General features: G+C 69.1%; 13 protein-coding genes. 8 read left to right on the plus strand and 5 right to left on the minus strand.

All coding sequences use genetic code 11. The annotated features are described in order from the left end of the window. Window positions 1-16: 16 nt before the first annotated feature. Both AC0IY0_RS24165 and AC0IY0_RS24170 read right to left on the minus strand, forming a co-directional pair. On the minus strand, window positions 17-664 hold the full coding sequence (locus tag AC0IY0_RS24165) for an RraA family protein (RefSeq protein ID WP_147909870.1): 648 nt from the start codon (window positions 662-664) through the stop codon (window positions 17-19). A 115-nt stretch (window positions 665-779) separates the two neighbouring features. After that, on the minus strand, window positions 780-1,274 hold the full coding sequence (locus AC0IY0_RS24170; RefSeq protein WP_147909869.1) for a pilus assembly protein N-terminal domain-containing protein: 495 nt from the start codon (window positions 1,272-1,274) through the stop codon (window positions 780-782). Window positions 1,275-1,576: 302 nt separating this feature from the next. Here AC0IY0_RS24170 and AC0IY0_RS24175 point away from each other — a divergent pair, with 302 nt between their 5' ends. The 3 genes from AC0IY0_RS24175 (at window position 1,577) to AC0IY0_RS24185 (ending at window position 3,240) form a co-directional block, all read left to right on the plus strand. Then, a complete protein-coding gene (locus tag AC0IY0_RS24175; RefSeq protein ID WP_471765859.1) occupies window positions 1,577-1,750 on the plus strand; it encodes a Flp family type IVb pilin in 174 nt (57 codons plus the stop codon). 141 nt (window positions 1,751-1,891) lie between these two features. Further along, window positions 1,892-2,434 (plus strand): A24 family peptidase, encoded by a 543-nt coding sequence (locus AC0IY0_RS24180; RefSeq protein WP_471765860.1) that lies wholly within the window; start codon window positions 1,892-1,894, stop codon window positions 2,432-2,434. Window positions 2,435-2,505: 71 nt separating this feature from the next. Continuing rightward, on the plus strand, window positions 2,506-3,240 hold the full coding sequence (locus AC0IY0_RS24185; RefSeq protein ID WP_471765861.1) for a M48 family metallopeptidase: 735 nt from the start codon (window positions 2,506-2,508) through the stop codon (window positions 3,238-3,240). A 27-nt stretch (window positions 3,241-3,267) separates the two neighbouring features. On the opposite strand, the gene AC0IY0_RS24190 is transcribed toward AC0IY0_RS24185, so the two are convergent. Continuing rightward, window positions 3,268-3,642, minus strand: a complete 375-nt coding sequence (locus AC0IY0_RS24190) for a hypothetical protein (RefSeq protein ID WP_147940866.1) — start codon at window positions 3,640-3,642, stop codon at window positions 3,268-3,270. A 242-nt stretch (window positions 3,643-3,884) separates the two neighbouring features. On the opposite strand from AC0IY0_RS24190, the gene AC0IY0_RS24195 reads away from it, so the two are divergent. From AC0IY0_RS24195 to AC0IY0_RS24210, 4 genes are all read left to right on the plus strand, one after another. Then, window positions 3,885-4,373 (plus strand): invasion associated locus B family protein, encoded by a 489-nt coding sequence (locus AC0IY0_RS24195; protein WP_187193413.1) that lies wholly within the window; start codon window positions 3,885-3,887, stop codon window positions 4,371-4,373. A 23-nt stretch (window positions 4,374-4,396) separates the two neighbouring features. Next, window positions 4,397-5,029: a hypothetical protein gene (locus tag AC0IY0_RS24200; protein ID WP_471765862.1), complete on the plus strand. Its 633-nt coding sequence runs from the start codon at window positions 4,397-4,399 to the stop codon at window positions 5,027-5,029. A 157-nt stretch (window positions 5,030-5,186) separates the two neighbouring features. Continuing rightward, the gene (locus AC0IY0_RS24205) at window positions 5,187-7,067 is read left to right on the plus strand and encodes a glycosyltransferase family 2 protein (protein ID WP_471765864.1); all 1,881 of its coding nucleotides are present in this window, start codon (window positions 5,187-5,189) and stop codon (window positions 7,065-7,067) included. A 10-nt stretch (window positions 7,068-7,077) separates the two neighbouring features. Then, window positions 7,078-8,700, plus strand: coding sequence for a glycosyltransferase family 2 protein (locus AC0IY0_RS24210; RefSeq protein ID WP_471765866.1), 1,623 nt, complete (start codon window positions 7,078-7,080; stop codon window positions 8,698-8,700). A 5-nt stretch (window positions 8,701-8,705) separates the two neighbouring features. Here AC0IY0_RS24210 and purC read toward each other — a convergent pair whose 3' ends face one another. Together purC and nth are read right to left on the minus strand one after the other, a co-directional pair. Then, a complete protein-coding gene (gene purC / locus AC0IY0_RS24215) occupies window positions 8,706-9,500 on the minus strand; it encodes a phosphoribosylaminoimidazolesuccinocarboxamide synthase (protein WP_147855639.1) in 795 nt (264 codons plus the stop codon). Window positions 9,501-9,713: 213 nt separating this feature from the next. Further along, a complete protein-coding gene (gene nth, locus AC0IY0_RS24220) occupies window positions 9,714-10,529 on the minus strand; it encodes an endonuclease III (RefSeq protein ID WP_246692024.1) in 816 nt (271 codons plus the stop codon). 20 nt (window positions 10,530-10,549) lie between these two features. Here nth and AC0IY0_RS24225 point away from each other — a divergent pair, with 20 nt between their 5' ends. After that, on the plus strand, window positions 10,550-11,071 hold the full coding sequence (locus AC0IY0_RS24225; protein ID WP_147909879.1) for a DUF2244 domain-containing protein: 522 nt from the start codon (window positions 10,550-10,552) through the stop codon (window positions 11,069-11,071). Window positions 11,072-11,629 lie beyond the last annotated feature (558 nt).

Below are 11,629 nucleotides of genomic sequence, written 5' to 3' on the forward strand. Positions count from 1 at the left end.
CCCACGGGGAAGATTTTCAGCCCCCCGACTCTCGGGCGTATCGGCCGTCGTATCGGCCGGCCTGGATCATCGCGAGCACCTCGGCCTCTTGGGCAGAGTGTGCGCGCACCGCCTCGATCAGGCGCGGCGCGAGCGCGGGCGGGAAGGTTACGACGCCATCCGCGTCGCCCACCACCACGTCCCCCGGGCTCACCGTCCAGCCTCCGACGGAAACGGGTACGTTGATGGCGCCGGGGCCGATCTTGAACGGACCCCGGGGCGTGGCGGCGCGTGCGTAGCAGGGGAAGTCCGAACCGGCGAAGGCGTCGGTATCGCGGATTGCGCCGTCGATCACGAAGCCCGCCACGCCCCGGCTCTCGGCGATCGCCTTCATGATTTCGCCGACCAGCGCCCGGCTCGTGTCGCCGCCGCCATCGACCACGATCACATCTCCGCGACTGACCTGTTCGAGCGCCTGATGGATCGCGAGGTTGTCGCCGGCCCGCACCCGGACCGTGAACGCCCTCCCGAGGAGCCGGGCCTGTCTGTGGAAAGGCCGCAGGCCGTGCAGGACCGCCATCCGGTCCAGGCAGTCGCTGATCGTCGCCGTGGGGAAGTCCTGGAACGGGGCGAGCAGGCCGGGATCGACGGTGGGCGGCGGCGGATTGTGCGTGATGCCGGGCATCGGCGAGAAACCTCCCTGATGGCGGCCGGGCTGGATCCTGCCGGATCCGCGTCGGAGCTGTGCCGGGGGCGGATCTTGCCCCAGGATTCGCGCGGTGTCGCGGGGCCCGTCGGCTTCAGCGCTCGGCGGCTTGGGGGCCCGCCGCGCCGCCGCCGGTCGCGAGCTTACGGCGGGCGTCGGCCTGGCCGCTCTGCGTGTCGAAGTACTTCGCCGCGTCGCCGAGCTGGACCGCCGGCTGGCATTTCGGCGTGCAGGACAGCGATTCCTGATCCATGCCGCGCTGGACCGTGATGGTCGCATCCCGCGATGCCTCGACCCGGATCATCGTCTCGGCGATCATCGCGCCGGCCGTGTCGAGCGCGATCAGGTTGGTCGAGCCGTAGCTCTTACCGGTGAGCACGAGCACGCCGTTCTTCTGCGGCGTGACCTCCGCGATGATCGGGTTGCCGACGATGACGGTCGCGGTCTTCTCCGGCAGGCGGATGACCTTGGCGTTGTCCACCAGCACGGTGACGATCGGCAGCGGCTCTGGCTGAGCGGCTGCGACCGTGGCACCCGTCAGCAGGAGGACGAGGCCGGCTCGGCCCGCATTCGACAGGGTGCGGCGCATCGGATTCCTCGGAAGCGGCCGGCGCCTGCGCGAGGCGCGACGCCTGAAGCCGCAGCGATAGCCCGGGACCGGTGAAGGAACCGCTAAGCATGAGGCGCCCCGCGCGCATGCTCAGCAACGGCGAAACCTATCTTTCACTAAGCTCGCAGCGGACCAGCGTCGGACTTTGTTCGAGGTGCGATTTAACCGAATTTCAAGGCGTAACGGGCAATCTCCAAGAGCCGCCGATCGAGACGTAGAAATCTTCGTCGGTCATCTTTCAAACTTCACGTTGCCCGTTCTTGATCGAAGGATCGTTTCCCATGAAGACCCTGTTCTCGCGTTTCGCCTCCGACGAGTCCGGCGCCACCGCGATTGAGTACGGCATGATCGCCGCTCTGATCGCCGTCGTCATCATCGGTGGGATCAAGACCATCGGCACACAGTTGAGCGCCAAGTTCAGCGCGATCTCGGGCAACCTGACGACCACCCCGTAATCGGGTCTCTCCACGATCAGGATCCGCGGCAGGTTTGAGGCTCCATCGCTTGAGGCGATGGGGTCTCGGCCGGCCGGATCCGTCGTTCGGCTGCGGCCCCGCGCCGCTTCCCCGCCAGGTACGGATAGGGTTGGCCCCGAGATGGTTGGCGCAGGTTCGGCGATCGCGAGTCTCGGAACGGCGGGCTTCGGCCTGCTGGTGCTGTTCCCGTTCCTGATGGCTTACGCGGCGGCGAGCGACCTGCTGACGATGCTGATCCCGAACCGGATCTCGTTGGCCCTCGTCGCGGGCTTCGCGCTCATGGCCGCCACCGGCCCGATGAGTTGGCCCGAGATCGGGCTCCATGTCGGCGCTGCCGCGCTCGTGCTGACCGTGACGTTCACGCTGTTCGCGCTCGGGGTGATCGGCGGGGGCGACGCCAAGCTGGCCGCCGCGACAGCGCTCTGGCTGGGCTTCGACGGCCTGGGCGATTACCTGCTGGTGGCCTCGATCCTCGGCGGTGGCCTGACGCTCGCGATCCTGGCCGTGCGCGGCTACCCGCTGCCGATGCGCATCGCGCGCCTGCCCTTCGCGCTGCACCTCCACGATGCCAAGACCGGGATCCCGTACGGTATCGCGCTCGCGGCTGCCGCCCTGCTGGTGCTGCCCGAAACCGAGGTCTGGGCCCGCGCGCTGGCCGCCTGAGATCCTGGCACCAAAGCAATTCTCGATCTCGAGATCTGGAGCCCAGGTTCGGAGCCCGTTAGAACTGCACCATGTCGTTCGCGCTGCTGCGTCGCCCCGATCCCGACCACCTTGAGGTCCAGCACGACGGAGCCAGCCTCCAGATCGCGCTGCGCCGGCGCCCGACCGCGCGTCGGATCACCCTGCGGGTCTCGGCCGCCACCGGCGAGGTCGTGATCACCCTGCCGACCCGGACCGCCGTGAACACCGCCCAACGCTTCGCCACCAGCCATGCCGGCTGGATCGCCGCGCGTCTGGCGCGGGTGCCGGAGCGCATCGGTTTCGTTCCGGAGGCGATCCTGCCGCTGCGCGGGGCGCCACACCGGTTGCATCTGCGCGGTACGCGCAGCGGCGCGGTGCGCGTCGAGACGGAGGCCGGGGTACCGGTGATCTCCCTCTCCTGCGAGCCGGCCCACGTCCCGCGCCGGATCCGGGACTACCTGACCCGCGAGGCGCGGCGGGACCTCGCCGAGGCGGTCGAGCGGTATGCGCCCCTGGTCGGTCAGCGGCCGGTCCGCATCACTCTGCGGGATACCCGCAGCCGGTGGGGATCCTGCACGGCGCGGGGCGAGCTGAACTTCTCTTGGCGCCTGATCCTGGCGCCCCCGATGGTGCTCGATTACCTCGTGGCCCACGAGATGGCGCACCTGCGCGAGATGAACCATTCGGCGCGGTACTGGGCGCTGCTGCACGGGCTATGCCCGCACGTCGACGCCGCCGAGGCGTGGCTGAAGCGCAACGGCACCAGCCTGCATCGCTACGGCTGAACGGTCTGCCCTCAGCCCTCGTTACCCTCAACCCTTGGCGCGCAGGACCTTCTGACGCGTAACGGCCTCGCCGGGCCAAGTCGGCCGCGGATTGACTTGGCCGGGCTCGAGCGTGCGGGGGGCGACGCTGTCGCAGACCTCGCGCTGCCGGATGATCACCGGGTTGCCGAACGCATCGCGACGGCGCACCAGGCCGCCCTCGCGGCAATAGCCGGCGATTGCGGCCTGCCCATTGCGGCTGCCATACGGGTTCACCGCCACCGGAGGGTGCTCGACGATCAGCGTGTCGGAGCGGTTGAGGGAGCGTTCGACATAGGTGGTCTCGCCGACCGGCAGCGACTGTGCCCCGGCCTGCGCGAGGGTGGCCATCAAGCAGGCGGCCGAGAGGGCGAGCGGGCGCATCACAGCTTCAGGATCCTGCGCTGGAGGAAGAGCGAGCCCTATTTAGGCGCTTCTGCAACCTTCGGGTAGCGTCAAGGAGCAACACCGGAGCCGGCATCGCTTGACAGCGCGGGTCCGACCATGGTCGGAACACCCCCGATTTTACGGCCTCGCCGGTCCTCGGCGATGGCGTTCCGAAGGGTTCGGCGGTGCCGCTTCACGCGAAGCTCGATCGTTTCCGGTGCGTCGTCCGGCGCGCCGTCTTGCCGGCCTGCCTTGCCTTCTCCGCGGCAGGGCTCGCATCGGTGGGGCCGGCCGCGGCCCAGGGCATGGTGCGCAAGACCTTCGACGATTGGCAGCTGCGCTGCGAGACGCCGGCCGGTGCGAAGGCCGAGCAATGCGCGCTGGTGCAGTACCTGGCCGCGGAGGACCGCCCGAACCTCACCCTCGTGGTGATCGTTCTGAAGACGGCGGACAATCGCGGTTACCTGCTGCGGGTTGTGGCGCCGCTGGGCGTGCTCCTCCCCTCCGGTCTCGGTTTGAAGATCGACCAGACCGATGTCGGCCGGGCTGGCTTCGTGCGCTGCCTGACGACCGGTTGCGTGGCCGAGGTGGTGATGGATGACGGCTTGATCCGCCAATTCAAGGCCGGCACGCAGGCGACGTTCATCGTGTTCCAGACGCCCGAGGAGGGCGTCGGCATCCCGCTCTCGATGAAAGGCTTCGCGGCCGGGTTCGACAGCTTGAAATGACGATGCCGCCCGGGAGCCGTGCGATGATCGGAGAGCGTGACCTGTTTCTAGGCCTGTGCGGCCTGATTCTCGCCGGTTCGCTCGCCGCGAGCCCGGCCTGCGCCGAGGACGGCAACGTCTTCTCCAACCTGTTCAAGTTCGGCGGCACCACGGTCCCGCCGTCGCAGCCGCAGAGCCTCGATCCGCCCTATTGCCCGCCGGTCGAGGTGGCCGAGAACGGTGCGGCGTATCGCGTCCTCGCCGGGAGCGATGTGCGGACGCAGTTCTCGGTCGGCCGGCTCGCCCGGGAATGCGCCCGGCGCCAGGACGGCTCGATCACCGTCAAGGTCGGCGTCGAGGCCAACGTGCTGCTCGGCCCGAAGGGTGCGCCCGGTCGGTTCGACGTGCCGGTGACGATCCAGATCCGCCACGAGGGTAAGGTCATCGCGAGCCGCGTCGAGCATACCAGCGTCGTCGTCGGCCCGGGCGAGGCCCAGGGCTTCGCCACCATCGTGGCCGAGGAACTGACCGTACCTCCGGCGGTGGCCGAGGATTACGATATCACCGTCGGCGTCGGCAGCGGCAAGGGTACCGGCGGCAAGCCCGCGGCCAAACCACGGCGCAAAAAGCCGGCTGCCGCCGCCGAGGCCGCCGGCGGAGGCGACGCTGCCCAGTGATGCCGCGGCGCGCCCCGTCGAACCGACCCCACCGAGCGGACGTGCCGGACGCGGGGCAGCCTGGCTCGGCCGCCAGACGCGGTTCCGCCTGGAGCCGGCCGACGACGCGGTCTTCGATCGCCGCCTGATCCTGCCCGACCATTCTGTCGGCTGGATCGTGCTGAGCTATGGCGGTGACCCCCTGGCTGCGCCGCGCCGGCCGATCCTGCGCGTTATCCGAGGGACCGCCGGCACGCCGCAGGATTTCGTCCTCCCGGGCGCGTCGCATGGCTACGCCCATTGGCTCGGCCTGATCCCCGGGGATGCCCGGGAGATCCGGCTCTCGGCCGGACCGGGTTTCGTGCTTGAGCGGGTCGGGGCCCGGAGCGAGGCCTCCGTGCTCGTTCAATGCCTCTTGCGGCGGCCCTGGCGCTTCCTGTCGTCCCTCTACGAGCGCGCGCGCGGATCCGAGCGGCGCTACCGCGATACGTTGCGCGGTGCCTGCGCGGTGACGCCGATGCAGCATTACCGGTCCTGGGCGACCTCGCGGAGCCGCCCGATCCAGGTGGCGCCGACCGCCCTGCGGATCCGATGCTTGATCCTCGCCCGGCCCGGCGAGGATGCGGCGCTTGCCGCGACGCTGGACGCCCTCGGCACGCAGATTCACCCGGGGCGGACGGTCGTCGTCGCTTGGGAGGATGCACGTCCCGAGGCACCGGACGCCCGTGCCGATCACCAAATCTGGGACAAGCGGGCCGCGCCCGCCGACCTCATCGCCGAGGCCGATGCCCTGTGCCTGCTCCGGGCCGGCGACATCCTCACCCCCGACGCGCTGGCGCTGCTGGCCCCCGCCCTGGCTGAGGCGGATCTCGCCTACGGCGACGAGCTCGGCCCTGATGGCCGGCCACTGCTCAAGCCGGACTGGAGCCCGGATCTCGCCCTGGCCACCGGCTATGTCGGCCGCTCCAGCCTGGTCTCCCGCGCGCTGCTTACGCGGCTGCCGCCCGAGCCGGTTGGGCCCATGGACGAGGCGGTCCTGGCAATCGAGATCTCCGCAATCGTCGCCGGCGCACGCGGCGCGCATGTCCCGCGCGTCCTCGCCAGCACGGCCGGCCATAGCCTGGATGCCGCAGGGAGAGCCCGCGTGCTGGGCGCCCGCCTCGACGCGTTGAGCGTCTGGCCGAAGGCGTCCGTTCGTAAGGGCGCCGTCCAGCTGGACTGGCCGCTGCCGCGTCCCGCCCCGCGGGCCAGCATCGTGATCCCCTCCCGCGACCGGCTCGACCTGATTGAGCGGGTCTGCCGCGGCGTGCTGCACGAGACGGCTTACGCCGATCTCGAACTGATCATCGTCGACAACGGCTCAACCGATCCGGCCGTGCTGGCATATTACGACGCCCTGCGCCGGGACCCGCGCGTCCGGATCCACGTCGATCCGCAACCGTTCAACTTCGCCGCCATGGTCAATGCCGGCGTCGCGGACGCCACCGGCGCGGTCGTGGTGCTGCTCAACAACGATGTGGCCGTTCTCGAACCCGGCTGGCTCGACGCGATGGTCCGCCAGGCGAGCCGGCCCGAGGTCGGGGCGGTCGGCGCAAAACTCCTCTACGCGGACGGCACCCTGCAACATGCCGGCGTCGTGGTCGGCCTCGGCGGACGGGCCGGCCACATCCTGCGCCGCCGCCCCGGCGATACGCCGGGCCATCTCGGCCGGTTGCGCGTCGCCCACGAGGTCTCGGCCGTGACCGCCGCATGCCTCGCCGTATCGCGCGACAAGTACCACGCGGTCGGCGGCTTCGACGCCGAGACGTTCCCAGTGGATTTTAACGACGTCGATTTCTGCCTGCGCCTCGGCGCCGCCGGCTGGAAGACGGTGTGGACGCCGGCCGCCACGCTGGCCCATCTCGAATCCGTCAGCCGAGGGCCCTCGGTCGGCGCCAAGCGCGCGCGGTTCGAGCAGGAGGCGGCTCGCTTCTCCGAGCGCTGGCGCGACGTGATCCGCCATGATCCGTTCTACCATCCCGCCTTGTCACTCACGACCTTTGGCGAGGATCTCGAATGACGCCGCGCCGATGACCGAGCCAGTGGTCGGCCTCGCACAGAGACTGCAACTCGGCATCCCGCGGCGCTCCGGCCGCGCGATGCGCGATGCGCTGCGTCACCTACTGGGCCACCCTCGGGCGACGGCAGAGATCCTGCTCGCGCGGCTCCAGGGCCGACGGCTTCGCGCGCGCCAGAAGCTGGCCGCCCTAATCGGGATCGACCACCAACTCACCCTTCCAGCCGCCATCCTCGACCGGTTCCCACTCGATCGCGCCCCGCCGGCGGACGGCATTCTGGTGTTGGGCGACGGCATTCTGGTCGCGGGTGCGCGCGACCGCATCGCCACTGCGTTCGCGGCCGATCCGGAGCTACAGGCCATCTACGGCGACGCCCTGATCCAGGACCATCCACGCGGTCCGGTGCGGCCCCTGCTCGCGCCCAGCTTCGACGCCGACTGGCTTGTGCATCTCGATTATCTCGCGCCCCTGCTGGCCTGCCGGCCGGGCGCTCTCGCCGCGGCGACGCAGCCGGCCGGTCCCGCCGACGCCGCGTTTCAGATCGTCGAGCGGCACGGCGCCGGCGCGATCGGCCATCTGCCCGAGATCCTTTCGATCCGCCGCGGTGTGCCCGGGGATCGTGCGTCGCCGGCAGGGGAGGGGGGGCAGCATCGCCATTTCGACGCCCTGCGCGGGCATCTCGACCGGACCGGACGCCGGGAAAGCCGCATCGTCGTTGTCGGCGACGACGGCCTTCTCCAGGTCGAGCACCCGCTGCCCGATCCGCGGCCGCTGGTGAGCCTCATCGTGCCGACCCGCGACCGGCTCGATCTGCTCCGCCCCTGCCTCGAAAGCCTCGCTACCTGCACCGACTGGCCGAACCTCGAGCTGCTGGTCTGCGATAACGACAGCCGGGAACCGGAGACGCTGGCATTCCTCCAGGCGCTCGAGCGCGAGGGGAGGGGGCTCGTCGTGCCCTGTCCGGGCCCGTTCAACTTCGCCGCCATGAACAATGCCGCCGCCATCCGCGCCCGCGGCGCGCTGCTGGTCTTCGTCAACAACGACGTCGAGGCGTTCCGGCCCGACTGGCTGACTCGCATGGCCCGGGAGGCCCTGCGCCCCGAAATCGGCGCGGTCGGCGCCAAGCTCCTCGACGATGAGGGGCGGGTCCAGCACGGTGGCATCGTGCTCGGCACCGGCGGCCTCGTCACCCATGCGCACCGACACTTCCCCGGCGACGCCCCCGGCTACCTGGCAGGCTTGCGCGCCACCCATGCGGTCTCGGCGGTCACCGCCGCCTGCCTGATGGTCGAGACGCAAAAATTCCGGGCGGTCGGCGGCTTCGACGACGCGGACTTCGCGGTCGATTTCAATGATGTCGACCTGTGCCTGCGCCTGAATGCGGCCGGCCATCGTACGTTGCTGGTACCGGGGGCGGTACTGCATCACCGCGAATCGGCGAGCCGCCGCTGGACCCCGGCGGCGCGTGCTCGCCACGAGCGCGAGATCACGGCGTTGAAAAAGCGATGGGGGCCGCTGCTGGCGCAGGACCCCCATTATCACCCGGGCTTCGACCCGGACCTCTCGACCCACGCGCGGCTGCGGCGGGGCTTCCCTGCGGCGGGGCCGGCGTCGGTGCGCCGGCCACCCGCCTGAGCGGATTACTGGACCAGGCGGGGACCGCCGCCCTGGACCTTCTCGTTCTCCGACATGATCCCGAGTCGCTTGGCGACTTCCGTGTAGGCCTCGATCAGGCCGCCCAAATCCTTGCGGAACCGGTCCTTGTCGAGCTTGTCCGAGGACTTGATGTCCCACAGCCGGCAGGAATCCGGGGAGATCTCGTCGGCGACCACGATGCGCATCATGTCGCCTTCCCACAGGCGGCCGGTCTCGATCTTGAAGTCCACGAGCCGGATGCCAACGCCGAGGAAGAGGCCCGACAGGAAGTCATTGACGCGGATCGCCAGCGCCATGATGTCGTCGATCTCCTGAGGCGTCGCCCAGCCGAACGCCGTGATGTGCTCCTCCGACACCATCGGGTCGTTGAGCGCGTCGTTCTTATAGTAGAATTCGATGATCGAGCGCGGCAGCTGGGTGCCTTCCTCCAGGCCCAGCCGGGTCGCCAGCGAGCCGGCCGCGACATTGCGCACCACCACCTCGAGCGGGATGATCTCGACCTCCCGGATCAGCTGCTCACGCATGTTCAGCCGGCGGATGAAGTGCGTCGGCACGCCGATGTCGTTGAGGTGCTGGAACACGAATTCGGAGATCCGGTTGTTCAGCACGCCCTTGCCGTCGATGACCTCGTGCTTCTTCGCGTTGAAGGCGGTCGCGTCATCCTTGAAGTGCTGGATGAGTGTCCCGGGCTCGGGCCCCTCGTAGAGGACCTTCGCCTTGCCCTCGTAGATGCGACGGCGGCGGTTCATAGGCGTGTACCGTGGTTTGAGGAAGTCCATGGGCCGAGGCTCCTGATGCGCGACGATTGGGAGGAATTCGCGGCGCGGCGACCGGATGGGAAGGTCGGGCAGCCGGACGGCCTCTGCCCGAGGGCCCGGCTACTGCCGTTGAAACTAGCCGAACGGGGCTTCCAGCACAACGCGTTAGCCCGCAGGGCGGGATTGCGAACGGCTTTCCGGACGTGACGACCGGCCATCCGCGCAAGCGTCACATCACCCCGTGACGCGGCGCCCTTCGATGTCCGCGGTCTTGGATGGGTACCGGCACAGATCGGCGATGAGGCAGCGGGGGCATTCGGGCTTGCGTGCCTTGCAGGTGTAGCGGCCGTGCAGGATCAGCCAGTGATGGGCGTGCAGCCTGTAGGGCTCCGGAACGATCGCCTCCAGACCGGCCTGCACCTTGTCGGTGGTGGTGCCGACGAACAGCGGAATACGATTCGAGACCCGGAAGATGTGGGTGTCGACGGCGATTCGCGGCACTTGGAACGCGATGTTCAGCACCACGCTGGCGGTCTTGGCCCCGACCCCGGGCAGCACCTGCAGCGCCTCCAGGCTCGATGGCACGGCCCCGCCATGCCGTTCGACCAGGATGCGCGAGAGCGCCACGACGTTCTTGGCCTTCGTGTTGAACAACCCGATCGTGCGGATGAAGCCCCGGACCGTCTCCTCGCCGAGTTCCAGCATTTTTTCGGGCGTGTCGGCCGCCGCGAAGAGCGGACCGGTGGCCAGGTTGACGCCGCGATCGGTCGCCTGAGCGGACAGGACCACGGCGACCAGGAGCGTGAACGGGTTGACGAAGTGGAGCTCGCCCTTCGGTTCCGGCTCGGCTGCGTGGAAGCGCCGGAAGATCTCGATGAGCGTGCCCGAATCCACCGCCTCCGGCGCAGCCTCGACATGGACCGTGGTGGCCGGGGCGATGCGTCCGCCGAGGCGCCCGGAAGCTGCGGCTGTCACGGGTGGGGCGGTCACGCCTGCGGCACGCCGTCGAGGGGGGCTCTTAACCGGAGGCGGAGGCTTTCTGGCGGGCATTGGCGCGTTATATGGGGCGCATGGTCACCGGCAATCCTTCCGTCCATCCGCATGGGCTCGACCCGGACACGATCGACCGGCCGGTCTTCTCGGCCACCATCCGTCCGCACCAATCCTTGAGTCGCCGGGGCTTCCGCGTCGTGATGACTGGGTGCTGCCTGGTCTCGCTCACCGTTTCGGTCTGGGCCTGGCGAATGGGCTTCTGGCCGGTGGCCGGTTTCTTCGGCCTCGACATGCTGGCGATCTACGCGGCCCTGAAGGTGAGCTTCCGGCGCGGCCGGTCCTTCGAGGAGGTGATGATCTCACAGCTCGAGATCCTGCTGGCACGGGTCAGCCACCGGGGCGAGCGGCACGAATGGCGGTTCAATCCGCTCTGGACGAAGATCGTGACGGTCGAGGACGACGAGTACGGCCTTCAACGGCTTACCCTCGTCTCGCGGCGGCAGCAGGCGTTGGTGGCGCGCGATGCGGACCCCGATGAGCGTGCCCGCATCGCACATGGGCTCGGTCAGGCGCTTGCGCGGGTCAAGAAGGGCTACTGAACGCGTCACGCGCCGGTCACCGGAATTGGGCAGAGATGACGATTGCACCGCAACAACGCGGTTGACGCCCCCGATTCAGCTGCCTATAGAGCTGTCCATCGGCGCCGGCCGCGGAAGTGGCCCGGGCGCTGAAGCATCTTCTGACAGGATCGGCGATTGGCCGGCTGGTTTGCCGGACGATCTCCTGTTTGTCCTTCGATGCCAACCTCTGCGTCTCTGCCGCCTCGGCGGCCTGAACAACGGGGTTGACAGGGAGATCGGCGGGCACTAGACGGCCTCCACCGCTGAAGCGGCCGACCAAGTGGTCCGGCGCGTATCACGGTTCTCCCAGTCGGATAAACGAGAGATCGGGGCCTTGGCCCGGGTTGGCGTTTTGTCTGCAGCGATGTCGGCTCTGCCGGTCTCGTGGGTCTTTGACATTGTTGGATTTGAGGAAGGGAGACGCGGACGGCGTTTGTCCTTGCGGCTGGAGCTTTGGCTCCGGCAAGTGAGAGACTAGTGCCGATCGTCGTGTTTCTCTTTTTGAGCTCACCGACCGGGTCGCGCTGTGAAGCGCTG

The organism is Methylobacterium sp. AC315 (assembly GCF_979253755.1).

Bases quoted from the DNA above. Each gene is read 5' to 3' on its own strand.
- purC (WP_147855639.1), bottom strand. From the start codon at position 9,500: ATGGACTTCCTCAAACCACGGTACACGCCTATGAACCGCCGCCGTCGC.
- AC0IY0_RS24210 (WP_471765866.1), top strand. From the start codon at position 7,078: ATGACCGAGCCAGTGGTCGGCCTCGCACAGAGACTGCAACTCGGCATC.
- AC0IY0_RS24190 (WP_147940866.1), bottom strand. From the start codon at position 3,642: ATGCGCCCGCTCGCCCTCTCGGCCGCCTGCTTGATGGCCACCCTCGCG.
- AC0IY0_RS24180 (WP_471765860.1), top strand. From the start codon at position 1,892: ATGGTTGGCGCAGGTTCGGCGATCGCGAGTCTCGGAACGGCGGGCTTC.
- nth (WP_246692024.1), bottom strand. From the start codon at position 10,529: ATGCCCGCCAGAAAGCCTCCGCCTCCGGTTAAGAGCCCCCCTCGACGG.
- AC0IY0_RS24165 (WP_147909870.1), bottom strand. From the start codon at position 664: ATGCCCGGCATCACGCACAATCCGCCGCCGCCCACCGTCGATCCCGGC.
- AC0IY0_RS24175 (WP_471765859.1), top strand. From the start codon at position 1,577: ATGAAGACCCTGTTCTCGCGTTTCGCCTCCGACGAGTCCGGCGCCACC.
- AC0IY0_RS24200 (WP_471765862.1), top strand. From the start codon at position 4,397: ATGATCGGAGAGCGTGACCTGTTTCTAGGCCTGTGCGGCCTGATTCTC.
- AC0IY0_RS24185 (WP_471765861.1), top strand. From the start codon at position 2,506: ATGTCGTTCGCGCTGCTGCGTCGCCCCGATCCCGACCACCTTGAGGTC.
- AC0IY0_RS24170 (WP_147909869.1), bottom strand. From the start codon at position 1,274: ATGCGCCGCACCCTGTCGAATGCGGGCCGAGCCGGCCTCGTCCTCCTG.
- AC0IY0_RS24225 (WP_147909879.1), top strand. From the start codon at position 10,550: ATGGTCACCGGCAATCCTTCCGTCCATCCGCATGGGCTCGACCCGGAC.